This window comes from Billgrantia antri, from assembly GCF_019430905.1.
Lineage (GTDB): Bacteria > Pseudomonadota > Gammaproteobacteria > Pseudomonadales > Halomonadaceae > Halomonas > Halomonas antri.
Genome location: NZ_JAHYCA010000008.1, coordinates 76,122 through 97,941, shown reverse-complemented (window position 1 = coordinate 97,941; position 21,820 = coordinate 76,122). Strand labels below are relative to the sequence as shown.

The following is a 21,820-nucleotide window of genomic DNA, read 5'->3' as shown; positions in this document are numbered from 1 at the left end:
TCAGTGGGCGCGGCTATATGGGATAGTGTCGCGGCCCCAACTGCACCGTGATCCAGCGCAGTTCGGTAAACGCTTCGATGCCCACCTTGCCACCGAAGCGCCCATAGCCGCTGGCCTTGGTGCCACCGAAGGGCATCTGCGGCTCGTCGTGCACCGTCGGCGCATTGATATGGCAGATGCCCGAACGGATGCGCCCGGCCACCTTCATCGCTCGCGCCGTGTCGCGACTGAACACCGCAGCCGAGAGACCGTACTCGCTGTCGTTGGCGGTGCGAATCGCCTCCTCCTCGCCCTCGACGCGGATCACCGCCACCACCGGACCGAATGACTCCTCGCCGTAGAGCCGCATCTGCGACGTCACGCCATCCACCACCGTAGCCGGCATGATCACGCCATCGGCCCGGCCGCCCGCGGCCAGCCGCGCCCCGTGGCTCTCGGCATCGTCGAGCAGCGCATTGAGCTTCTCGCCCGCTTCGACGCCAATCAGGGTACCCAGCGCATTGCCCTCGCCCCGCGGGTCGCCGGCCTTGAGCGCCGCAGCACGGGTGGCCAACCTGTCGACGAAGGCGTCGGCCACCGAGGCATCGACGATCAGCCGCTCGGTGGACATGCAGATCTGCCCCTGGTTGAAGAAGGCACCGAAGATCGCTGCGTCTACGGCGGCGTCCAGATCGGCATCGTCCAGCACCAGGAACGGCGCCTTGCCGCCCAGCTCCAGCAGTACCGGCTTGAGGTGGCGGGCCGCCTTCTCGGCGATGATGCGCCCCACCCCGGTGGAGCCAGTGAAGTTGATCCGGGCCACTTCGGGATGAGCGATCAGCGTCTCCACCACCCCGGGCGCATCGGCCGGGGCGTTGGTGATGACGTTGACGATCCCCTCGCCGAGCCCGGCTTCGACCAGTACCTCGCCGATCAGGTGGTGGGTCGCCGGACACTGCTCCGAGGCCTTGAGAACCACCGTGTTACCGCACGCCAGCGGTGTGGCCACGGCCCGGGTGCCGAGGATGATCGGCGCGTTCCACGGTGCGATGCCGACCACCACGCCGCAGGGCACACGCACGCCCATGGCCAGGTTGTCGGGTACGTTGGAGGGAATCACGTCGCCCTGGATCTGTGTGGTCAGTGAAGCCGCCTCGCGCAGCATGCCGGCGGCCACCATCACGTTGAAGCCCGCCCAGGCCGGCGTGGCGCCGGTCTCGTCGACCATGCGCTCGATGAACTCGGCCTGGCGCGCCTCCATCAACTCCGCCGCCTTGAGCAGCTTGGCGCGGCGCTCGCCGGGCCCGCTCTGCGACCAGGTGGCGAAGGCCCTGCCCGCCGCGTCCGCTGCTGCCTTGGCATCCTCCACCGAGGCTGCTGCCGCCGTAGTGGTAACCTGGCCCGTGAAGGGGTTGGCGCGTTCGAAGGTGCGCCCCAGGGACGCAGCCTTGACCTGGCCGCCGATCAGCAGTTCGAGGGTCGTCATGGGTCTCTCCATTGCATTATTTTTGGCATCGGCTGCATTCATTTTCGCCGAAGCCAACCGCTGCATAAGGCAAAATCAGTGGGATTAATTGGACTTTCCCCGGATCCCGCCAGAACTTTAGTCGTGTACCAGGCTAGCGCTGCCACTCAGGATGGCGGTTGCGCCTCAGCGGGGCTCCACGGGGCACTCGTCGCGCAGCTCGAGGGCGCGCTGGTAGATCTCGCGTGCATTGTCGAGGCCCCGCTCCTCGAGCCGCTTGAGGTAACTCTCTGTGCCCTCCTCGAGCGGTCCTGACCACTCAGGGTCGTTGAGCGGGTCTTCGACGACGTGGATGGTGTCGCCCTGGGCCACGGCTTCCTCGCGCCCGGCCTCGTCGAGCGCGTCGAAGACCCGCCCCGCCTGCTGGGCCCAGGCCATGCCGCTGTTCTCGTCGATCACCGCCTGCATCTCGGGTGAGAGCCGCTCAAAACTCGCCTGGCTCATCGTCGCCACGATGGCGCCGGCGTAGTACGGCACCTGCAGGTGGTAGTTCGTCAGCTCGTTGATGCGAAACACCTTCATCGCCTCCCAGGGAAAGCTCAGGCCATCCATCACCCCGCGCTGCAGCGAGGTGAAGATATCCGGCGCCGGCATGCCCAGCGGCTGGGCGCCCATGCTGGCGAGCATCTCGCCGGCCACCTCGCTGGGGCGGCGGATGCGCAACCCCTCGAGATCGGCCGGCGTGCGGATCTCGGTATCGCGGGTATGCAGGTAGGCCGGTCCGGTGGTGAACAGGAACAGCACGCGGGTATCGTCGTACTCCCCGGCGATGTCCCCGTCATCGTAGAGCGTCTGCAGGATACACGCGCCCTGGGAGGCACTGTTGACGATCCCCGGCAGTTGCACGATCTCGGTGAGCGGGAAACGCCCGGCGGTATAGCCCTGCAGCGTGACGGCGATATCGGCGATGCCATTGACCGTCGCGTCATAGGCCTGGTTGGCCTTGCTCAAGGTCTGCGAGGGATATATCTCGACCTTGAGCTCGCCGCTGGATTCCTGCTCCACCCGTTCGGCCCAGGCCCGGTATATCTCCTGGTTGACCGCCGAACCCTCCGGCCATAGGTGCGCCATGCGCAGAGTGGTTTCCGCGCCGACCGAGGCGCACAGCCCCAGTGCGGAAGTGGCGAGCAGCAGGCGTGAGATGGCGTGTTTCATGACGGTGACCTCTCTTGTCGTTGTAGTGATGGCGTTATGTCGGATCAGGTGGGCAGGGTCGGCACCTCGATCAGCAGCGGCCGATCCATCGCGAAGCCCTCCCGCAGGGCCGTTTCCAGGGCCTGCCGGGAGTCGGCCAGGCGCGCCTCGACCCCGTAGCCTCGCGCCAGCGCACAGAAATCGATGCCCGGCACGTCTAGCCCGGGGGCATCGTCCACGGCCATGTGGCGGGCGAAGCCGCGCAGGGCACCGTAGGTATCGTTCCGGAGGATGAGCAGCACCACCGGGATGCGGTACTGCGCGGCGCTCCATAGTGCGGTGATGGCGTAGCTGGCCGAGCCGTCACCGATCACGCCGATGACCTGGCGCTGCGGCTGGGCGAGCTGCACGCCGAGCGCCGCAGGTAGGCCGAAGCCGAGCCCACCCGCAGCGGGAAAGAAGTAGCTGCCGGGCTCACGCATCGCGACGCGCTCCCAGAAGATCTCCACCGTCGAGGTCGACTCCTTGACGTAGATGGCGTCCTCCGGCGCCAGCGCATCGAGCATGTCGAAGACGTTGGCCGGGGCCAGTCGCCCCTCGCCGTCTTCGGCCGGGGCCGGCCTCGGCAGCGGCTCGGGCATGGACCGCTCGCTCTGCACGATGTGCGGCAGCAGCGCCTCGAGCGTGGCATGCACGTCGCCGACGAGCGCATCGCCCATGGGCGCTCGGGCCGCCTCGTTGGCATCGCCAGTGACGTGCACCAGCCGAGCCCCCTCGGGCAGGTAACGCCCCGGCGCGTACTTGTGATAGCGGAACACCGGAGCGCCGATGACAACGATCAGGTCGTGCCCTTCCAGTTGCGCGGTGATGCCCGAAATGGCCGCTGGCAGCACGCCGCGGAAGCAGGGATGGCGATTGGGGAAGGGGCAGCGCGAGGCGGAAGGCGCCACCCATACCGGCAAGCGCAGGCGCTCGGCCAGCTCCACGGCCAGCCCGTTGGCCTGGCGCGCATCGACCTCGGGCCCCAGCACCAGCACCGGGTTGTCGGCGGCGTTGAGCCGCTGGGCCAGCCGCTCGAGCTGAGCGGGTGACGGCACTCCGGCGTGGTCGATCTCACGCTCGGCCACCAGCTCGGCATCGTCGTCGGCTTCCCGGTCCCAGTCGTCATGGGGAATCGAAACATATACCGGGCCGCGCGGCGGCAGCGAGGCGCTATGGATCGCCTGGCTCAGCGCACGCGGCACGTCCTCGGGGCAGGCCGGCTCGTAGCTCCACTTGACCAGCGGCTTGGGCAGCTGCGGCGCCTCCACGTTGGCCAGCATCGACTCCACGCCGATCATCGAGCGCGCCTGCTGACCGGCGGTGATCACCAGCGGGGAATGCGAATACCAGGCGTTGGTCAGCGCCCCCATGGCGTTACCGGTGCCCGCCGCGGCGTGCAGGTTGACGAACGCCGGCCGCCCGCTGGCCAGCGCATAGCCGTCGGCCATGCCCGCCACTACGCCTTCGTGCAGGCCGAGCACGTAGCGGAAATCCTCAGGGAAGCCCTTGAGAAACGGCAGCTCATTGGAGCCGGGGTTGCCGAAAACGGTGGTGATGCCCTGGCGGCGCAGGAGCGAATAAGTGACGGTGTGAACGCTCGGCATGCTTGTTCCTTGGTCTTGTGCGTATTGCCTTCACGCTAGCCGTCGCTGCTACAATCAAGCAAATTGATAGTTTTTCTATGAAAAATAAAGCGCATCTATTTTATGAACCACATTGACCTCAACCTCATGCGTACCTTCGTGCTGCTGTACGAAACCGGTAGCGTCACTCTCACGGCCGAGCGGTTATACGTCACCCAGCCTTCCGTCAGCTATGCGCTGGCCCGGCTGCGTGACCTTTTCGAAGACCGCCTGTTCGTGCGCACCCGCCAGGGCATGGAGCCCACCATTGCCGCGCGCCAGCTCTACCCCTCGCTGCGTGATGCCCTGCAACAGCTCCAGGACACCATCGAGAGCAGCCGCGAGTTCGATCCCGCCACTTGTACCCGCCGCTTCCGGCTGGCGCTGACCGACCTGGGCGAGATGGCGCTGCTACCGAAGCTCATGCGGCACCTGCACGAGCAGGCGCCGCAGGCCGAGCTGGAAGTGGTACCGCTGGAGATCGAGCACGCCGAGGAGTGGCTGGTCGCCGGCCGGGTCAACGCGCTGATCTGCAGCCGCCCTCTGACGAGTACGGCCATTTCACGCCATGTGCTGTTGCAGGACCGCTACGTATGCCTGCTCAATCAGGAGCGCTTCGGCGAAGGCCCCCTGACCCGCGAAAGCTTCATCGCCGCGCGCCACGTCGCCGTCACCTCCTCCTCGGGGCATGGCATGGCCGAGGAGGTGATGCGTCAGCAGGGCATTCAGCGCAAGGTAAGCTTGGAAATTCCGCACTTCTCGGTACTGCCACGGGTGCTCCACGACAGCGACCTGATCGCCATCATGCCGCTGCAGGTCGCCGCCAGCTTCACCGAAGGTTCCCCGCTGGTCATTCATGAACTGCCCTTTCACGTGCCCGAGTTCGAGGTCGCGCTGCACTGGCAGGCCCAGGCCAGCCGCTCCCCCTCACAGCGCTGGTTCTGCGAGAGCATCATCGAGGCAATTGGGGAGCGGGAGGGGTGAGGCCAGGCCACTAAGCCTCCAAGATTCGACATGCGCCTTACGCTCTTTGAATGCTAGCACCAAAACTCAGCCGCACGACAAAGGTTCGTCGGGCTGAAGCACCTAGTGGGGCGTATTACTCTCGACATTCTGGCCAGGCTGCACGCGCGTATTATGCCCAGCACACAACCACCAGCTGTCTTGCTTGCGAACAAATACGTATAGGCAGCGTTCGTCAGATTCCACTTCAGTACCATCTGGAGAAGTTCGCGTGAGCCGCACATAAGCGTATGCAGCATCCGGAGTAACAAGCTCCATACGTTCTATAATATATTTGAACTTAGAGTTACGAAGGGGTCCTTCGAGAAAACCCTTATGAACGGGATGTAGAGCGTCCAAGCCCCTTACGATGCCACCGTTTGGATTTCCCCACGAAACATCGTGGGTAAAATAACGGTTGTATTCCACTGCATCGTGAGCATTCAGCGAGCGCTCAAGTGCTGAGATGAACTGCTCAAGCGGCTTTGTATCCGTAACACTCATAACACCACCTTGATTTAGCCTGCCCAATGCCGCCCATCGCTGATGGAAAACCGGAGCGAAGCATGGATTTTGGCATCCATTGCCTGGCTTGGCTAAGCGCTCTATCGGATGGTACAGACATCATCGACATCCACCGGGCCGCAAGAGCACAGACTTATACCAGATCAGATCTTTATTAAGCGTAAGAAGAAGCTAGAGGCCCTGCAAATCCCGGTCGCATAATGAGAAAAAATTGTTTCGAGCGAGCCCCTCTTGCAGGTCTTTGACGAAAGTCTCCGATATCGACAAGATCGGCGAGAGGCATGCCCTGATCCCGGCGGCGATGGCCGGACGCGGCGCGCTGGACCATCTCGGCCTCCGGTAGCCGCGCCGCGGCCAGTCGCGCCCAGATCATCGAGGTCGGCGTCGGTTGCACGGGCTTCGAGTGCTTTAACATCCCTGTTTAGGCGACTCATGAGTTTGTCCCATCAGCCTCGCTGGTTCTGCGAGAGCATCATTGCGGTGATAGGAGAAAGCGAGAGGTGAGGGCAAGCGTTACTCGTTCATTGCCTCCTCTCGCTCCTGTTTATACTCACTGTACGTCTTGCTGGCATCCTTCATACATTCGTCATACTGAGAGTGAGGAAGCTTGGAACATTCATAACGGTTGCTCGCCTGAATGCCCTCATAAGCCCCCCGGCTTGTACAGCCAGCCAGTATGCAAAGCATGATAAAAAGAAGTCCTTTTTTCATCATCTTATCCGATTTCCATTTTTGCGTAATGCCGCCCGCAGGCGTCGAGGCCCGAGCGGCAGCCGTGGGAGATGCGGCTCAGGCTTCTCGGATCCGGGTTGGGAAGCCTGGGTGCAACCGCTACTGTAGCAAGAACACACTGGATGGATAGCAGGAGGTCATAGGTCTGTCGAGACATCCCCTAGACCTGACGATACCGCCGCCTGACAGAGCCCTCCGAACCCTGGACGAAGCACGAGGGCCCATCACGGCATGTCCCGACCATGGTCGTGGTATCGCGCCCCTACCGTGCGCGTTATCTCACAGGCCGATTTCGATATGTACGTCCATCGGGACTGCACAGCAGGTCAGCACATGGCCTTCGGCCGGGCTGATCAGCGGCTTGCGCGGGTAGTGAACGTTTCCCGCGATCAGGCGTGTGGCGCAGGTACCGCACTTGCCCGAGCGGCAGCTGTGGGAAGGCTTCAGTCCGGACGCCTCGGCGGTTTCCAGCAGCGTGCCGCTCTGAGCGGTCCATTCGGTCTGGACCTTCGAATGGGCGAAAGTCACCGTTGCGCGCGTCGGCAGTTCCGCGGTCGCCGCTTTCTCTTCGGTATCGTCGAGTTCGCCCGCGCCAAAGAACTCATAATGGATATGCGAGCGGTCGATGCCCATGTCGCGCAAGCCGCTATACAGCGCGCGCATGAAGCTCTCGGGGCCGCATAAATAGAATTGGTAGCCGCCGAAAGGGAGCAGCCCCGCGAGCACCTCCATGCTCAGCCTCGCCTCGATATCGTGCGTGTGGCCCAGGCTGTCTTCCGCGCCCGGCGCCGAATAGGCGGTGAAGAGATGCAGCCAGTCGTACTGGCGGGCGAGCGCCTCGAGCTCGCCGCGAAATGCCCGGCTGGCGCTGTTCCGGGTGGCATGGATGAAATACACCTCGCGCCGAGGCGCCCCGCTGTGCTGCGCACTCACGAGCCCGTCGAGCATCGCCACCATGGGCGTAATGCCGACGCCGCCGGAGAGCATGACGATGGGCTGGGTACCTCGATCCAGCACGAAGTCGCCCGCCGGCGAGGCGACCTCGATCAAGTCTCCACTCTCGAGCCGATCATGCAGCCAGCGGGAAGCCCGGCCATGCGCTTCTCGCTTGATTGAGAGGCGGTAGTCGTGTCCATTCGGTGCCTGGGAAATCGTGTAGCTGCGCAGAATCGGGCCGTCATCGTCGTGAAGCCGGATCGGCAGGAACTGCCCTGCCTCATGCGGCTCGATCGGGCCGCCGTCTGCAGGGGTCAGATAGAAAGAGGTGATGGCGTCGCTTTCCCTGCGTTTCGATACGATCCGGAAGTGCCGATAACCATCGCGCTTGAGCGCGGCCAAGCGCACCTCATCCCAGCTGCCGGTGGCCTCGAGTGCAGGCCACGGCTCGGCAAGCGCTGCGGTCATCGGCAAGGTAGCGGTGGCATGCCAGATCTCTTCCGGCTGCACATCGACGATGCGCTCGGCCCCCGCGAAAGCACCCGCGCGCTCCGCGCTCCAGTCGATGCTGGCACGGCCGGTCAGCACGACCGCCTCGCCGGTTTCGAAGTCCGGCAGGAACAGGCCGACGCGGCCATCGCCCTCGATGTTGCCAAGCGTGTTGAACATGCGGTTGCCGGAAAAGTCGGGAAAGGAGAGCGAGCCGTCGTCGTTGATGCCGAGAAACCCCGGCCGCCCGCCGCGGTGCGACGCGTCGACCCCGGCGCTGCCCCCCTCGAGCGGACCGGCGGCCCGGGAGGCGATGAAGAAAGTGTCGGCGGATTCGATGATGCGGCGGACCGTCGGGTCGGCCAGGCTGCTGCTCCGCCCGGTGGCGGCCGAGGGCTCGGCCATGGCAGCGGTCTGGGAGCGGGTCTGGATGTACTGCGGGCAGTTCCCGAAGCTCTGGTCGACCGCGAGGGTGATCGCATCACCTGATGCATGCCGTACCCGGCCATTCATCCGATTGCGTCGCCGGTTGGATAGGTCGACACCGACAAGGCCAACGCTCGACCCAGGCGTCAACATCAGACCCAGTTCGTCGACGAGTACCGGCGCGCGTTGCAATACCAGGGCATCCGCGGAGGGAGAGGCCACGAAGCCAGGCGGCCCGAAGGCGGAAACGCACCAGGGGCGACCCGCCGGGTCGAGCAGCCCGAGAAACAGCATCGGCAGGTTCTCGAAGAACTCTCGGTGCTGCTGTGGCATCGCAGGGCGCACGAAGCCTGCCGCACTCTCGAGCCAATCGCTGGAGACTTCGGCACGCCGCTGTACCGCTCGCTCGCCGGCGTGAAAGGTGTGATCGTGCTGCGCCATGCGATGCCCCTCTCGCTCAGGCGGTTTCGGGAAGCGGCGTACGGACCATGCCGACAAAGCCTTGCTGCGCTTCGATCCTGGCCAGCCAAGCCCGGATCGATGGGTAAGCCTCGAGGCTGACGCCGCCTTCGGGCGCATGGGCGATGTAGCTGTAGCCGGCCACATCGGCGATGGTGATGGCCGGTCCGGCCAAGAAATCCCGGCGTTCCAGGATCGGTTCCATTTGGGCAAGCAAGCGATGCGCCGCCGCCTGGGCGCCTTCATGATCCAGCGCTGCGCCGAAGACCGTCACCAGCCTTGCCGCGCAAGGGCCACGCGCGATCTCGCCGGCAGCCACCGACAGCCAGCGCTGCACTTCCGCGGCGCCCGCAGGGCTTTCAGGCAGCCAGTCGTGGCCGGTGGGATAGGACTTCACCAGGTAGACCAGAATGGCGTTGGAATCCGACAGCATCACGCCGTTGTCATCGATGACGGGGACCTGCCCGAAGGGACTGATAGCGAGAAACTCGGGCGCCTTGTGCGCGCCGTTCACGAGATCGATATCGACGGTCTCATAGGGCAGGTCGAGCAGTGCCATCATGAGTTCGACACGATGGCTATGACCCGACTTGGGGTGGCGGTACAGCTTGATCGGGGCGGCTTGGGCGGGGAAGTTCGGGTTCATGCTGTGACTCCTGTGAACGAGACATGAGGCTTTTGAGCTCAATGTGATGAGCTGTTCACGAGGATATTGCTTTCCAAAAAACCGCAGTAGATGGCAAAGTTGAAACACTAACTTCCATTATTTGGAACCAAGGTAACCTTGGTTGAGTGGCCCATGCCCGACAGACTCCAGACGATGGCCATGCTGGTCAGAGTGGTCGACGAAGGCAGCATCACGTCCGGCGCCCGTGCCCTGAGAATGCCCATCGCTACAGTTAGCCGCAGAATCTCCGAGCTGGAAGCCGACTTGAACGCCGAGCTGGTTCAGCGCTCTCCTCGGGGGCTGACGTTGACCGAAGCGGGAACGGCCTACGTGGCGGCGTGCCGGCGGATCCTGGAAGAGGTGGCCGAAGCCGAACGTGGCGCTTCCGGTGAGTTTTCGGCCCCTCGGGGTACGCTGACCCTGACGGCGCCGATCGTCTTTGGACGTCTGTATGTCCTGCCGGTGGTCACGGCTTTCCTGCAGTGCCATCCGGAGGTGAACATTCAGTTGCAACTCACCGACCGCCCGATGAGCATCGGTGAGGAGCACATCGATATGGCCGTGCGTATCGGCCCACTACCGGATAGCGGTCTCATCGCTCGGAAAGTCGGCGAAGTACGCCAAGTCGTTTGTGCGAGTCCCGCCTATCTCGACGAGCATGGCAGGCCCGCTGCGCCAAGCGATCTCGTGGGGGCCTCCTGCATTACCTTCGATCAGTTGCTGGCCATCCAGGCCTGGCGCTTCGAAGCGGAAGGGGAGTCGCTGCGGATTCCTGTGCAGGCACGCCTGACCGTGAACACGGCCGAAGCGGCACTGGATGCTGCCGAGGCGGACCTCGGCCTTACCCGCGTTCTCTCTTATCAGGCGGCACCGAGGATCCAGGCTGGGCGCCTGGAAACGGTATTGCAGGCGTGGGAGCCAACGCCCTGGCCGATCCACCTGGTTTACGAGCGCCGGCCGCTGCTCCCACAGAAGCTGCGCGCCTTCATCGATTTCGCGGTGCCTCGTCTCGAGCAAAGCGTGAAGGCCGGGTTTGCTGAGACTGACCGCTGATCACCCGCAAACGGCCATCACCGATTAGCGGCCCCGAATAGCAGCCAACACGCCCGTAATGCCTTCCTGCATGTCCTTGACGAAAGTCTCCGGCACCTCCAGCGACGGAAAATGCCCTTTTCGGCCGTGCTCCATCGCACGATCTGCCGGTACCGCTGCTCCGCCCAGGGGCGCGGACACTTCTCAATGTCGCGGGGGACCCTTTAGCCTCGATGTTGGCGGTGACGGAGCCGAAGGCACGATATGGCCTTGCGAAACCCACGCCTGGCCCCGCCAAACAGCTTGGCAAACAATGTGGCGCGCAACCGGGCATTGCGTCGCTCGATTTGAAGCATCTACGGGTCGGGGTTATGGAAGGCAATAATCGCCTCCGCTGGGACTTTGAAAACGTAGCAAAAAAGCACCAACATACATGGACAATCTACGTCAGAAATCAACCCGATGCCGACCTTTAGGGTAAGATGACAAATTCACGAATATCTTAGTACTTCGGAGAAAAAGCTCAATGAAGATGAGCGGTATTTATTGGAAAAAGAGAAAATCCCACTTCTAGATGCGTCATTCTACTTGAACACCCTTCCAAAACTCTCCAGCACAATAACCCAAGCAAAGAATGATATTACCCCTGACAACACACCGCCGTAATCACCATTTGAAATTTCAAAGAAATTAGCAATTCCCGTAAAGAAATTTACAATATAATAAATAATAGCATCGCCAGGGTAAAAATACAGCCATTTAACCCACAACCATACATCACTAATGGTAACTGAATCACTATAATTCATATCGGCCACGAAAACCCATTGGCGTACATCATTCATATCTAACCCCCGCTCGTAATCTAACAGCGATCAGACAGTGCTTTCACACCCAGATGGCCATGACAGCTACATTTACTGGTCGCTAGCTGTAGGGACCCGCATGACCGGATCGCCATGAAAGATTGGACTAGGTATCCAGCCCAAAGCGCCGCCACAATGCCTCTTATAAAAGAATACACGTCATCAGCATAGATGCTCGCGCAGGCCTGCACCAGAGACCTACGCCAACGCAATGCTAAATAGACGAGAGCCAGCGCAAAGCGCTGGCTCTCGGTGGTAAAGTTTGCTCCACGGGCTCGATCTCTCAGTTGTGACCTAACTTTCCATCGCCGCAAACGCCTCAGCAATGGTAGGCGGCGCCGTGGGGCGAGCATACATTGTCTTCAGGAACTCCCTCAGCCTGGGTGCATCGCCGAGCATGTTCTCTTCATTGGCCCAGTCCAGGGTGTAGGCGGCGTTGAAGTCGGCGACGCTGAGCCGGTCGCCGACCACGTATTCGCGCCGTTCCATGTGCCGCTCGAGTACCGTCACCATCGCCACGCACTCCTGCCTGGCCTGGTCGACGTCTTGTGGCAGGCGCTTCTCGTCGGGGTAGATGAAGGTATGACGAGCGATGCGCCACAGCGGCTGCTCGATCTCGGTCACCAGGAAGAATATCCAGCGATACAGCTGGGCTCTCTCCTCCACAGCCTCTGGAATGAAACCCGCCTGTGGATATTTCTCGGCCAGGTAGAGCTGGATGGCGGACGATTCGGTGATGACCTGGTCACCGTCGACCAGCACCGGAACCTTAGCGGCGGGGTTAAGTGCGAGGAAGTCTGGCTGGTGGTGCTCTCCTTGCAGGAGATCCACAGGGATCAGCTCGTACTCCAGGCCCAGCTCGTTGAGTAACCAGACGGCGCGCAAGGCGCGGGTCGGCGGCGTTCCGTAGAGTTTCATCATGTTCCGGCTCCTTCGATTGGCAGGCACTCGCTATTACTAACTCATGAGCCTGTCGAACGAGCGCAGATGGAATCGACAACGAGAGTGGAGGCATCGCTGCCGCAGCCGGAGGGATTGCCTCACCCATAACGAGAAGAGCCAGCGCAGTGCACTGGCTCTTCTCGTCGTGTCAGGTTGCCGGGCCGACCGGGCCAGGCACAGCCTCGGCCCTTAGAGGTAGTAGTTACGCAAGATAGGCTTGTACTGTTCGTAGGCGCTTTCGGTCATCCGCTCGAGCAGGCGATAGGCGGCAGAGCGGATACGCTTGCCCAAGGGAGCGCTGGACTGGGTAGCGGTCGCACGGAAAGGGAGCGTCTGGGTGGTCATGGCTGGGTATCTCGGTTACTTCATGAGGATGCTAACAGCATACCCGAATCATAGACTTTAGTCGAATTTATTCACCTTTAGTCGCATGCCCTGCGTCATTCCGATAGCCAAAAAAACGAGAGCCAGCGCATAGGCTGGCTCTCGGTGTCTTGCGGCCCTCGTCGGGCAGATTTGCTACAGCGGTTCAAGAAGCTAGTCGGCCGTCTGGGAGCCGCTACACGGCCAGGTGGAAAGTGCCTGCTCTGTGATGACCACCAGCATGTCGCGGCTGAAGTCGGCGACGCTGAGTCGATCACCGACGACGTACTCGCGCTCCTGCATGTGGCGTTCAAGCACCATCAGCATTTCCCTGCACGCCTGCCTGGCCAGGTCGACGTCCTGGGGTAGGCGCATCACCTCGGGTAGAGGAAGGTGTGGCGAGCGAGTCAAGGGACAAGGACGACCCGGCCCAGAATGGAATTTTCCTCGGCATAGGCATGTGCCGCCGCGACCTCGCAAAGCGAAAACCGTCGATCGATGGGAACCTCCAGCTCACCGGTGGCGGCCAGGCGCAACATGTCGTCGACCGTTCTGTGGACTTCGGGTTTTTCGAGCTGGCTGCCCATGAACACACCCAGAAGCGTCTGGTTGGCCTGCAAGGCAGGCCAGAGGTCCAGGTCCAGCGACGCGCGCCCTGCGTTGCCGACAAAGACCAGACGACCCTCGGGCCGGAGTGCGGCAAGCGATCCCGCGAGCGTGGACCCGACGGGATCGACGACCAGATCCACGCCGCGGCCGGCGGTTAACCGCATGACGGCCGCGGTCACATCCTCTGAGCGGTGGTCAATCGCGGCGTCCAGCCCATAAGTCCGCAGTTGCTCAGCGCGATCCGCGCCCGAGACGGTTGCCAATACCTTCGAACCGGCGCGATGTGCCAGTTGGATCGCCGCGACCCCGACGCCGCCCGCTCCGCCCTGCACGAGCAGGGTCTCGCCGTCGACCAGGTTGCCGCGCGCAAACAGGCTGTGATGGGCGGTTCCAAACGAAATGGGCAGGGCGGCCGCAGCCGCCATCTGCAACCCGTCCGGCACGATCCATGTTCGCGTGGCCTTCACGGCGCGCAATTCGGCATGGGACCCGCCCATGTCGAATGACGTCACCTTTTGCCCGATGAAGCGGCCGCGAACCTTCGCGCCAACCTCGACGATCTCGCCCGAGGCCGCATAGCCAGGAACGTGGCCTGCTGCCTGAGGCGCCGCCGTCGCCCGATTGATGAGATCGCCCCCCTCGATCGAGATTGCCTCCACCCGGAGGAGTACTCCATCCTCGGGACAAACCGGAGCCTCGACGTCTGCGTAGCTCAGGACCTCTGGTCCGCCTGGAACATCATAATATGCAGCCTTCATGTTCTATCCTTCCATCGCCCAAGCAATAAAGCTCAGGATCTGGTTTTGAGCGGCCATCAGATTTGTGCGGCCCCACCGTCAGCGAAGACCTCGCTACCGGTCATGAAGCTGCTTTCGTCCGAGGCAAGAAAGAGCGCCACCGCCGCCGTCTCCTCGGGGTGCCCGATACGACCGAGAGGTATCTGCGAGGCAAAGCCCTCCAGCAACGCATCTTCCTCGCCGGCAGTTGCCAAGCCCTTGAGGCCGGGTGTCTCGGTGGCGCCGGGAGAGAGTACGTTTACGCGGATGCCTGTCCCTTTCAGGTCCAGCGCCCAGCTGCGGGCAAAATTGCGAATTGCAGCCTTGGTCGCGCTGTAGACACTGAACGCAGGCGTTCCCGTCGAGCCGGTGGTTGAACCGGTGAGGATGATGGATCCACCGGCCTGCATAAGCGGTAGAGCCTTTTGCACCGTGAACAGCATTCCCTTGACGTTGACGTCGAAGGTCAAATCGAACGACGCCTCGTCGATGGTGCCTAGCGGAGCTAGCTTTCCAAGCCCGGCATTGGCGAAAAGAATGTCTATTCGTCCGCTCTTCGCACGCACCGTCGCGAACAACCGATCGAGATCGTCCAGTCGCGAAACGTCGCCCTGCACCGCGGTCACTCCGGAGCCGATCGTCTCCACCGCCCTGTCCAGCTCCTCCTGACGACGGCCGGTAATGAAAACCTCGGCACCTTCTGCCACGAACCGTTTGGCTGTCGCCAGACCGATGCCGCTGTTGCCGCCGGTTATGACGGCGATTTTACCTTCAAGCCTGCCCATCTCGATCTCCTGGAAAAATGATAACCGCTTCGAGATAGAGAGTAGAGGCTTGCTTTCCTTAATTAAAGTATGCACCCTTTGGTAAGTACTATCTGGAGCATGCGAAATGACAACATATGGTTTTATCTGCGGGCTGGACGCTGCGCTGGCTGTCATCGGGGGCAAGTGGAAACCTTTGATCCTGTTCCACCTCGCCCACCAAGCGCGGCGTTATGGCGACCTGAGGCGCGCCATCGGCAATGTCAGTGACAAGATGCTCATTCAGCAACTCAAGGAATTGGAGGCTGATGGGATCGTCGACCGGCTCGACTACAAGGAAATTCCGCCGAAAGTCGAGTATTCCCTCACTGCGCTCGGCCAGACCCTCGCCGAAGCCTTGAAGCCGCTATGCGCCTGGGGAACGGAACATATGACCGAGGTTGAGGAACTTATGTCACGGCGCTCGGTACCGTGATCGCCAGCCTGCTCGAACATCCCGCGACCGTCGAGGTGATGCTCAATTCCGATGGCCGGCTCTGCAGGATCTCGGACGGTTGATGCATCATCTTCATCGGCTCGGGTAAAACCGAGAGCCGGCACGTGCGCCGGCTCTCGGGGTCTTGCGGCCCTCGTCGGGCAGATTCGCTGCGGTGATGGCGAATCAGAAATCGAAGAACACCGTCTCGCCTTCGCCCTGCAGCCTGATGTCGAGGCGGTAGCGTACCTTGCCGTCGGCCTCTTCGCGCTTGGCGATGAGGGTCTGGCGGCGGGTCGGCGATTCGATGCGCGAGAGCACCGGGCAGGCGGCGTTGGCCTCGGCTTCGTCCTCGAAGTAGAGACGGGTCTGAAGCTGGATGTTGATGCCGCGGGCGAAGATCGCCAGGTTGATGTGCGGCGCCATGAGCTGGCCGTTGGGGTGAGCCACCGGGCCTGGCTTGACGGTCTTCAGCGACCATTCGCTGCCGTGGTCGAAGGTGGTGGCGGTGCGCCCGAAGCTGTTGAACGGCTTCTTGAGGTCGAACTCGGGCTGGTAGACGCCGTTGGCGTCGGCCTGCCAGGCTTCGAGGAAGGCGTCGCGCACCAGGTCGCCGTTGCCGTCGATCACGGTACCGACGACTTCGATCAGCTCGCCCTCGGCGCCGGGCTTGGCCATCTCGTTCCAGATCTCTTCGTCGCGGGTCGGGTTGCCCGCGGCGGCCAGGGCCAGGCCGATGTGCACGTAGGGCCCGGCGGTCTGGGAGGCGGTCTCGCGCAGCATCAGTTCGCTGGTGGGAACGCTGTTTGGCTGTTTCATCTCTGTTCCCTCCTCACTGATTTTCGAAGAATGTCTGCAGTTCGCCGCGTACCACCAGGTCGAAGCGATAGGCCAGGCAGTCCATAGGCCGGCTATGTGCCATGTCGAGGCGTCCGATCATGGTCTCGACCGCGGCCGGGTCCTTGATGGTGTGGACGATGGGGCACAGCGGAATCAGCGGATCACCCTCGAAGTACATCTGGGTGATCAGGCGGGTGGAGATCGAGGGGCCCATCACCGAGACGTGAATGTGCGAGGGGCGCCAGCTGTTGGGGTCGTTGGGCCAGGGATACGGGCCGGGCTTGATGGTGCGGAAGCGGTACCAGCCCTGCTCGTCGGTCAGGGTACGGCCCACGCCGCCGAACCCGGGGTCGAGCGGGGCGAGGTAGCGGTCGTTCTTGTGGCGGTAGCGCCCGCCGGCGTTGGCCTGCCACATCTCGACCAGGGTGTGTGGCACCGGCTTGCCGAACTGGTCGATCACGCGACCGAACATGATGATGCGCTCGCCGACCGGCAGGCCGGCCGCGCCCGCCAGCGCGGGGTCTTCACGGAAGTTGAGCAGCAGGTCGTTGTCGTGGGGGCCCATGCGCAGGTGGCGGAAGTCCGGGCCGGTGAGTTCGGAAGCGGTGGCTTGCTGCATGCTGGCCAGGGCCTGCTGCGGCGAGCGGGGCACGCTGGTCTTGTAGCCGGGGGCGTAGGCCGGGGGATGCCAGTTACGGTCGCGCTCCACGAAGCGCTTGTTGTGATCTTGCATGGCGTGTCGTCTCTTGGGGAGAGTGGTCTTGTCCCGCCCAGTGTGACCTCTCGCCAAAGGCCCGCCAATTGACGACTCGGGCACCCCTCATAACCGCAGGGTTATGCTGCATTGCGCTATCACGGCTGCTTTCAGCTGCTCCCGGCGCAGCGCTCGGCACTCACTTCGCGCAGTACTTCGCAGAAGGCTTCCAACGCCAGGGTGGGCTGCATGCTGGCGTTGTAGCACAGCCCGACGGAGCCGCCGCGGGGTTCCAGCTCGATGCCGAGGCGACACAGCCGCCCCGCCGCCAGGTCTTCGGCCACGGCCTCTTCGGGCACGACCCAGATGGCGTCGCTCTCCAGGGTGTAGTGGCGGCTGATGGGCAGCGAGAGCGTCTCCAGCCGCTGGCTCATCAGCGTCAGCGAGTGGCGCACGCAGAAGCTGTCGACCTGCTGGCGCAGGGTGGTCTGCAGAGGCGGCAGCACCCAAGGGAAGTCGCCCAGCCGGGCGGCTTCCAGCGGCGCGATGCCGGCCAGCGGGTGGCCGCGGCGCACGCACAGCAGCAGCGGCTCATAGTAGAGGTGCTCGAAGGCCAGGTCGCGGATCTCGCGGGCTTCGGTCATGCGTCCCACCACCAGATCCAGCTCGCCGCGGCGCAGCCGCGAAAGCAGGAAGGCGCTGGCGCCGGTTACCACGTTGACGCCCACCGCGTTCTGCCCGCTGGGCGCGGCGTGCCAGCGGCGGATGGCCTCGGGCAGCAGTTGGCTCTCCACCGTGGAGAGCGCGCCCACGCGCAGGTCGTGGGCGCCCAGGTGCACGTCGCCCACCGCCGCCACGCCCTCTTCCAGCGCGCGCATGGCCGGCCCGGCATGGCGCAGCAGGGTCAGGCCCGCCTGAGACAGCGCCACGCCCTGGGGCGTGCGTTCGAACAGCGAAGCACCAAGGCTCTCCTCCAGCTCGCGAATGGTCTTGGAGATGCCCGGCTGGGTGATCGCCAACCGCTCGGCGGCCCGGGCGAAGCTGCGCTGGCGGGCCACCTCGAGGAAGGCCTGCAGATGGCGCAGCTTGATACGGGCGTTGAGCATGGGGTTTTCCTACTGGCGTGAAGCGAGCAGCCGCGGGGTAACGGCCATGGCGACCAGGCTGATCAACAGGGTCGGCAGGAAGGCCAACGCCACGGTTCCCGAGAGATCGTTGAGCCAGCCGCCAACCACGGTGATGCCGAATACCAGAAGGTACCCGAAGAACAGCATGCCGGCCATCAGCCGCGGCAGCGCCTCGAGGCGAACCAGCCAGGCCGGCAGCGCCAGCACGAAGATGAACAGCGCGCTGGTGAAGAAGCCGAACACGCCCGCCGCCCACACCACGTGGCCGCCCGGCAGCCACAGCATCAGCGGCAGGGCCAGCAGCGCCAGGGCGGTGATGCCGATCAGCGGCCGGGGCCGCCCCATCAGCCGGTCGGCGTAGAAGATCAGCAGCGCCGAGGAGAGCATCTGGGCGCCGTTGAGGGCGGTGAGGCTGGGCGCCAGCAGGTCGAGGCGCGCACTCGCCTCGAGCAGCGGCGGCAGGAAGACGTTGCCGGTGAAATAGAGCGCTGCCGCCGCGCCAAGAAGGGCCACCAGGCGCCACGTACGCCCGTCGCGCACGTTGGGCAGGGTCAGGCTCGCACTGCGGGAGCCATTGGCCATGGCCGGAAGCTGCCGACAGCCGACGACCAGCGCCAGCATCAGCAGCGGTACGGGCGTCACCCACAGGGCGAAGGCCCACTGCCAATGGGCGCCAAGCCAGGCCGCGGCCAGCGGGCCGGTAGCACCCGCCGCCAGCAGCTCGCCCACCAGCAGGCCGTTGGTGTAAACCGCCGAGGCGCGGCCGATGCGACCGGGCGCCCACAGCTTGGCGAGTACCGGCATCGCCGTCTGCATGAAGGCGATGCCCACCCCCATCAGCACGGTGGCCAGCATGAAGGCGGTAAAGCCCTCGGGCAGGCTGCGCAGCGCACTGCCCAGCGCCATGACGGCGAGCCCCAGCAGCATGCTGGGTAGCGTACCGACCCGCGCCAGCAGCCAGCCGGCCAGCAGGGCGCCGAAGGCCAGTGTGACCAGCGGCAGGCTGGTGGCGATCGCCACCTCGCTGCTGGTAAAGCCCAGCACCGCCTTGAGCTGGGGAATCAGCGGCGGCACCACCAGCACCGTGAGGCGCAGATAGAGCCCCAGGCACCACAGCAGGCCGTAGGCCAGCAGGGCCTGGCGCAGCTCGCTCGGCGGCGGTGTGGTGGCGTCCTGAGTCATGCCCTGCTCTCCTGGTCGCGAATGCCCGCCCATAAAGCCGAAAACGGCCAAAGGCCGGTTCGGATCATGCCATGCGGCACGTCTTGTTAGCACTCTAACGAAAGTCTAGGGCTTCTCGGGAGAGTTAACTCAGCTCTCCACCCCAACCTTCTTTCTTGGCCAAAGCAAACGCATGGTTCGCCGCCGGTACCCCGGCGTAGATGGCCACGTGCATCAGCACCTGGCGCAGCTCCGCTTCGCTGAGGCCGATGCGCTTGGCGGTCTTGAGGTGCAGTACCAGCTCTTCGCGGCCTAGGGCGGCGAGGATGCCGGTGGTGATCAGGCTGCGCTCGCGGCGGGTGAGGTCGTCGTTGCTCCACAGCTCGCCCCAGGCCAGCCGGGTGATCATCTGCTGGAAGGGAGCATCGAGGCTGTTGGCGTTCTGGGTGGAACGCGCCACGTGTTCCTCGCCGAGCACCTGTTTGCGGGTCTCGAGGCCGGCAGCATAGCTCACGCCATGCTCGCCGACGTCATCACGCTCGCTGGTCATCCACAGCAGCAGGCGTTTGGCCATGGCGGCGGGCGCTTCCACCGAGGGCACGTGGGCAATGCCTTCGAGGATCTCCAGCGGTACGCCGCCACACTCGGCGGCCAGGGCCTGCAGGGTCTCCGGCGGCGTGGCCATGTCGTCGCTGCCGCCAAGCAGGTGCACGCCGATGCCCGGGTGCTCGGCGAGCGGCTCTTTGAGCTTGCCGCGGAAGTCGGTCCGGCCGAGCATCTCGCACAGGCGGGCATAGGACTCGTCGTCGCCGCGGCCCATCTGGGTACACCAGCCGGCCTTGAGCGCCGGCTCGGCCTCGAAGCAGGCCGGTGCAAACCAGCGCGGCACGATCTCCTCGGCCATTGCCGCCAGGCCTTCCTGGCGAATGCGGCCGGCACGGGTGGTCCACAGCTCCTGGTTGCCGATCACCGCCCCGGTGTTGGTCAGGGTGACGGAATAGAGACGTTCGGCATGCTCTCGGATCAGCTGCTGGCCGACCACGCCGCCGATGGAAGTGCCGACGAAGTGGAAGCGCGAGGCACCGGCATTCTCGACCAGCGCCAGCGCCTCAGCGGCCAGGGCCGCGGGGGTGATCCCGCCGCCCTCAGCCGGCCAGGCCTGGCTGGCACCGTGGCCGGGCAGGTCCCAGGTCAACACGCGGTAGCGCGGCAACAGCGCCGGCAGCAGGTCGTCCCACACCGCCTGGCTCATGCCCAGCGGATGCGCCAGCACCACCAGCGGCAGCGCCTCGGGGCCTAGCAGGCGATAGGCGACGCTGCGGCCGTCGACGGTCAGAAATGCCATGATTCTTCTCCCAGCAGTGCAACGGGAAAGGCCGGCAGCTCGTCACCACCGGCCTGGTTCCACTCTATTTCTATTAGGCCTTCTCGATCAGGGTCGCAATCCCCTGCCCCACGCCCACGCACATGGTGCACAGCGCATAGCGCTTGCCGGTGCGCTGCAGCTCATGGGCAGCGGTGAGCAGCAGGCGCGCGCCGGACATGCCCAGCGGATGGCCGAGTGCGATGGCACCGCCGTTGGGGTTGACCCGCGGGTCGTCGTCAGCGAGCCCCAGGTCCCGCGTGCAGGCGAGTGCCTGGGCAGCGAAGGCCTCGTTGAACTCGAAGATGTCGATCTCGTCCATGGTCACGCCGGTTCGCTCGAGCAGCTTGCGTACCGCCGGCACCGGGCCGTAGCCCATGATGCGCGGCTCGACACCGGCCGTGGCCATGCCGATGATACGAGCCATGGGCTTGAGGCCATGTTGCTCCACCGCGGCCTGACTGGCCACCAGCATGGCGGCGGCGCCGTCGTTGACGCCGGAGGCGTTGCCGGCGGTGACGCTGCCGCCCTCGCGGAACGGCGTCGGCAGCCCGGCCAGCTTCTCCAGGGTGGTCTCGCGCGGGTGCTCGTCGGTGTCGAACACCAGCGGCTCCTGCTTGCGCCGGGGGATCTCGATCGGCGTGATCTCGATGGCGAAGCGACCCGCCTTCTGGGCGGCGGCGGCCTTCTGCTGGGAGCGCAGGGCGAAGGCATCCTGGTCCTCACGGGAGATGTTGAACTTCTCGGCGACGTTCTCGGCGGTCTCCGGCATGGAATCGATGCCGTGGGCCTTCTTCATCAGCGGATTGACGAAGCGCCAGCCGATAGTGGTGTCCTCGATCTTCTGGCCGCGGGAGAAGGCGCTGTCGGCCTTGCCCAGCACGTAGGGCGCGCGGGACATGGACTCCACGCCGCCGGCCAGGGCCAGCTCCATCTCGCCGGCCTTGATGGCGCGGAAGGCGGTGCCTACCGCGTCCATGCCGGAGCCGCACAGGCGGTTCATGGTGGTGCCGGGCACCGAGGTGGGCAGGCCCGCCAGCAGGGCGGACATGCGCGCCACGTTGCGGTTGTCCTCGCCGGCCTGGTTGGCGCAACCCATGAACACCTCGTCGATGGCGGCCGGGTCGAGATCCGGGGCCTCATTCAGCACCGCCTTGAAGATGGTGGCGGCGAAGTCGTCGGGGCGAACGCTGGCCAAGGTGCCACCGAAGCGGCCGATGGCGGTGCGCCGCGGATGGCAAAGGAATACGTCGGTCATACATTATCTCCT

Annotated in this window: 21 protein-coding genes; 3 read left to right on the top strand and 18 right to left on the bottom strand. The window is 64.1% G+C overall.

Annotated features, from left to right (window positions below):
• Positions 1 to 13: 13 nt before the first annotated feature.
• The 3 genes from KPL81_RS19140 to mdlC form a co-directional block, all read right to left on the bottom strand.
• Positions 14 to 1,465 carry an aldehyde dehydrogenase gene (locus tag KPL81_RS19140; RefSeq protein WP_219793490.1) on the bottom strand — a complete coding sequence of 484 codons (1,452 nt, stop codon included), beginning with the start codon at positions 1,463 to 1,465 and terminating at the stop codon, positions 14 to 16.
• A 165-nt stretch (positions 1,466 to 1,630) separates the two neighbouring features.
• Complete coding sequence (locus tag KPL81_RS19135; RefSeq protein ID WP_209474403.1) at positions 1,631 to 2,659, bottom strand: TRAP transporter substrate-binding protein; 1,029 nt, start codon at positions 2,657 to 2,659, stop codon at positions 1,631 to 1,633.
• A 44-nt stretch (positions 2,660 to 2,703) separates the two neighbouring features.
• Positions 2,704 to 4,284: a benzoylformate decarboxylase gene (gene mdlC, locus KPL81_RS19130; protein ID WP_219793489.1), complete on the bottom strand. Its 1,581-nt coding sequence runs from the start codon at positions 4,282 to 4,284 to the stop codon at positions 2,704 to 2,706.
• Positions 4,285 to 4,386: 102 nt separating this feature from the next.
• Here mdlC and KPL81_RS19125 point away from each other — a divergent pair, with 102 nt between their 5' ends.
• Positions 4,387 to 5,286: a LysR family transcriptional regulator gene (locus KPL81_RS19125; RefSeq protein WP_219793488.1), complete on the top strand. Its 900-nt coding sequence runs from the start codon at positions 4,387 to 4,389 to the stop codon at positions 5,284 to 5,286.
• Positions 5,287 to 5,388: 102 nt separating this feature from the next.
• On the opposite strand, the gene KPL81_RS19120 is transcribed toward KPL81_RS19125, so the two are convergent.
• The 3 genes from KPL81_RS19120 to KPL81_RS19110 all read right to left on the bottom strand — a co-directional run bounded on the left by KPL81_RS19120 (position 5,389) and on the right by KPL81_RS19110 (position 9,517).
• Complete coding sequence (locus tag KPL81_RS19120) at positions 5,389 to 5,808, bottom strand: YybH family protein (protein ID WP_219793487.1); 420 nt, start codon at positions 5,806 to 5,808, stop codon at positions 5,389 to 5,391.
• 1,032 nt (positions 5,809 to 6,840) lie between these two features.
• On the bottom strand, positions 6,841 to 8,853 hold the full coding sequence (locus KPL81_RS19115; protein WP_219793486.1) for a 2Fe-2S iron-sulfur cluster-binding protein: 2,013 nt from the start codon (positions 8,851 to 8,853) through the stop codon (positions 6,841 to 6,843).
• 16 nt (positions 8,854 to 8,869) lie between these two features.
• Positions 8,870 to 9,517 (bottom strand): glutathione S-transferase family protein, encoded by a 648-nt coding sequence (locus KPL81_RS19110; RefSeq protein WP_219793485.1) that lies wholly within the window; start codon positions 9,515 to 9,517, stop codon positions 8,870 to 8,872.
• A 153-nt stretch (positions 9,518 to 9,670) separates the two neighbouring features.
• Here KPL81_RS19110 and KPL81_RS19105 point away from each other — a divergent pair, with 153 nt between their 5' ends.
• Positions 9,671 to 10,591, top strand: coding sequence for a LysR family transcriptional regulator (locus KPL81_RS19105; protein ID WP_219793484.1), 921 nt, complete (start codon positions 9,671 to 9,673; stop codon positions 10,589 to 10,591).
• Between the two features lie 563 nt (positions 10,592 to 11,154).
• Here the strand turns inward: KPL81_RS19105 and KPL81_RS19100 are convergent.
• The 6 genes from KPL81_RS19100 to KPL81_RS19075 all read right to left on the bottom strand — a co-directional run bounded on the left by KPL81_RS19100 (position 11,155) and on the right by KPL81_RS19075 (position 14,911).
• Positions 11,155 to 11,415, bottom strand: a complete 261-nt coding sequence (locus tag KPL81_RS19100; protein ID WP_219793483.1) for a hypothetical protein — start codon at positions 11,413 to 11,415, stop codon at positions 11,155 to 11,157.
• A 315-nt stretch (positions 11,416 to 11,730) separates the two neighbouring features.
• Entirely contained in the window at positions 11,731 to 12,357 is a 627-nt protein-coding gene (locus KPL81_RS19095; RefSeq protein ID WP_219793482.1) for a glutathione S-transferase family protein, read from the bottom strand.
• A gap of 210 nt (positions 12,358 to 12,567) precedes the next feature.
• On the bottom strand, positions 12,568 to 12,723 hold the full coding sequence (locus KPL81_RS19090) for a hypothetical protein (protein ID WP_219793481.1): 156 nt from the start codon (positions 12,721 to 12,723) through the stop codon (positions 12,568 to 12,570).
• Positions 12,724 to 12,915: 192 nt separating this feature from the next.
• The gene (locus KPL81_RS19085) at positions 12,916 to 13,062 is read right to left on the bottom strand and encodes a glutathione S-transferase family protein (protein ID WP_219793480.1); all 147 of its coding nucleotides are present in this window, start codon (positions 13,060 to 13,062) and stop codon (positions 12,916 to 12,918) included.
• Positions 13,063 to 13,148: 86 nt separating this feature from the next.
• A complete protein-coding gene (locus KPL81_RS19080) occupies positions 13,149 to 14,108 on the bottom strand; it encodes a quinone oxidoreductase family protein (protein ID WP_219793479.1) in 960 nt (319 codons plus the stop codon).
• Positions 14,109 to 14,164: 56 nt separating this feature from the next.
• On the bottom strand, positions 14,165 to 14,911 hold the full coding sequence (locus tag KPL81_RS19075) for an SDR family NAD(P)-dependent oxidoreductase (protein WP_219793478.1): 747 nt from the start codon (positions 14,909 to 14,911) through the stop codon (positions 14,165 to 14,167).
• A gap of 106 nt (positions 14,912 to 15,017) precedes the next feature.
• Here KPL81_RS19075 and KPL81_RS19070 point away from each other — a divergent pair, with 106 nt between their 5' ends.
• Positions 15,018 to 15,365, top strand: a complete 348-nt coding sequence (locus tag KPL81_RS19070) for a winged helix-turn-helix transcriptional regulator (RefSeq protein ID WP_219793477.1) — start codon at positions 15,018 to 15,020, stop codon at positions 15,363 to 15,365.
• A 186-nt stretch (positions 15,366 to 15,551) separates the two neighbouring features.
• On the opposite strand, the gene pcaG is transcribed toward KPL81_RS19070, so the two are convergent.
• From pcaG to pcaF, 6 genes are all read right to left on the bottom strand, one after another.
• Entirely contained in the window at positions 15,552 to 16,184 is a 633-nt protein-coding gene (gene pcaG, locus KPL81_RS19065; protein WP_219793476.1) for a protocatechuate 3,4-dioxygenase subunit alpha, read from the bottom strand.
• Between the two features lie 13 nt (positions 16,185 to 16,197).
• Positions 16,198 to 16,938, bottom strand: a complete 741-nt coding sequence (gene pcaH / locus KPL81_RS19060) for a protocatechuate 3,4-dioxygenase subunit beta (RefSeq protein WP_219793475.1) — start codon at positions 16,936 to 16,938, stop codon at positions 16,198 to 16,200.
• A 131-nt stretch (positions 16,939 to 17,069) separates the two neighbouring features.
• Entirely contained in the window at positions 17,070 to 18,005 is a 936-nt protein-coding gene (gene pcaQ / locus KPL81_RS19055; RefSeq protein WP_219793474.1) for a pca operon transcription factor PcaQ, read from the bottom strand.
• Positions 18,006 to 18,014: 9 nt separating this feature from the next.
• Positions 18,015 to 19,208, bottom strand: coding sequence for an MFS transporter (locus KPL81_RS19050; RefSeq protein WP_219793473.1), 1,194 nt, complete (start codon positions 19,206 to 19,208; stop codon positions 18,015 to 18,017).
• 124 nt (positions 19,209 to 19,332) lie between these two features.
• On the bottom strand, positions 19,333 to 20,532 hold the full coding sequence (locus KPL81_RS19045; protein ID WP_219793472.1) for an alpha/beta fold hydrolase: 1,200 nt from the start codon (positions 20,530 to 20,532) through the stop codon (positions 19,333 to 19,335).
• Between the two features lie 73 nt (positions 20,533 to 20,605).
• Entirely contained in the window at positions 20,606 to 21,808 is a 1,203-nt protein-coding gene (gene pcaF, locus KPL81_RS19040) for a 3-oxoadipyl-CoA thiolase (RefSeq protein ID WP_219793471.1), read from the bottom strand.
• Between the last annotated feature and the right edge of the window lie 12 nt (positions 21,809 to 21,820).

Excerpts from the sequence above, each read along its gene's own strand:
- KPL81_RS19050 (WP_219793473.1), bottom strand. The coding sequence starts at position 19,208 with ATGACTCAGGACGCCACCACACCGCCGCCGAGCGAGCTGCGCCAGGCC.
- KPL81_RS19140 (WP_219793490.1), bottom strand. The coding sequence starts at position 1,465 with ATGACGACCCTCGAACTGCTGATCGGCGGCCAGGTCAAGGCTGCGTCC.
- pcaF (WP_219793471.1), bottom strand. The coding sequence starts at position 21,808 with ATGACCGACGTATTCCTTTGCCATCCGCGGCGCACCGCCATCGGCCGC.
- pcaG (WP_219793476.1), bottom strand. The coding sequence starts at position 16,184 with ATGAAACAGCCAAACAGCGTTCCCACCAGCGAACTGATGCTGCGCGAG.
- pcaQ (WP_219793474.1), bottom strand. The coding sequence starts at position 18,005 with ATGCTCAACGCCCGTATCAAGCTGCGCCATCTGCAGGCCTTCCTCGAG.
- KPL81_RS19115 (WP_219793486.1), bottom strand. The coding sequence starts at position 8,853 with ATGGCGCAGCACGATCACACCTTTCACGCCGGCGAGCGAGCGGTACAG.
- pcaH (WP_219793475.1), bottom strand. The coding sequence starts at position 16,938 with ATGCAAGATCACAACAAGCGCTTCGTGGAGCGCGACCGTAACTGGCAT.
- mdlC (WP_219793489.1), bottom strand. The coding sequence starts at position 4,284 with ATGCCGAGCGTTCACACCGTCACTTATTCGCTCCTGCGCCGCCAGGGC.
- KPL81_RS19135 (WP_209474403.1), bottom strand. The coding sequence starts at position 2,659 with ATGAAACACGCCATCTCACGCCTGCTGCTCGCCACTTCCGCACTGGGG.
- KPL81_RS19070 (WP_219793477.1), top strand. The coding sequence starts at position 15,018 with ATGACAACATATGGTTTTATCTGCGGGCTGGACGCTGCGCTGGCTGTC.
- KPL81_RS19075 (WP_219793478.1), bottom strand. The coding sequence starts at position 14,911 with ATGGGCAGGCTTGAAGGTAAAATCGCCGTCATAACCGGCGGCAACAGC.
- KPL81_RS19100 (WP_219793483.1), bottom strand. The coding sequence starts at position 11,415 with ATGAATGATGTACGCCAATGGGTTTTCGTGGCCGATATGAATTATAGT.
- KPL81_RS19120 (WP_219793487.1), bottom strand. The coding sequence starts at position 5,808 with ATGAGTGTTACGGATACAAAGCCGCTTGAGCAGTTCATCTCAGCACTT.
- KPL81_RS19085 (WP_219793480.1), bottom strand. The coding sequence starts at position 13,062 with ATGGTGCTTGAACGCCACATGCAGGAGCGCGAGTACGTCGTCGGTGAT.
- KPL81_RS19090 (WP_219793481.1), bottom strand. The coding sequence starts at position 12,723 with ATGACCACCCAGACGCTCCCTTTCCGTGCGACCGCTACCCAGTCCAGC.
- KPL81_RS19095 (WP_219793482.1), bottom strand. The coding sequence starts at position 12,357 with ATGATGAAACTCTACGGAACGCCGCCGACCCGCGCCTTGCGCGCCGTC.
- KPL81_RS19110 (WP_219793485.1), bottom strand. The coding sequence starts at position 9,517 with ATGAACCCGAACTTCCCCGCCCAAGCCGCCCCGATCAAGCTGTACCGC.
- KPL81_RS19105 (WP_219793484.1), top strand. The coding sequence starts at position 9,671 with ATGCCCGACAGACTCCAGACGATGGCCATGCTGGTCAGAGTGGTCGAC.
- KPL81_RS19080 (WP_219793479.1), bottom strand. The coding sequence starts at position 14,108 with ATGAAGGCTGCATATTATGATGTTCCAGGCGGACCAGAGGTCCTGAGC.
- KPL81_RS19125 (WP_219793488.1), top strand. The coding sequence starts at position 4,387 with ATGAACCACATTGACCTCAACCTCATGCGTACCTTCGTGCTGCTGTAC.
- KPL81_RS19045 (WP_219793472.1), bottom strand. The coding sequence starts at position 20,532 with ATGGCATTTCTGACCGTCGACGGCCGCAGCGTCGCCTATCGCCTGCTA.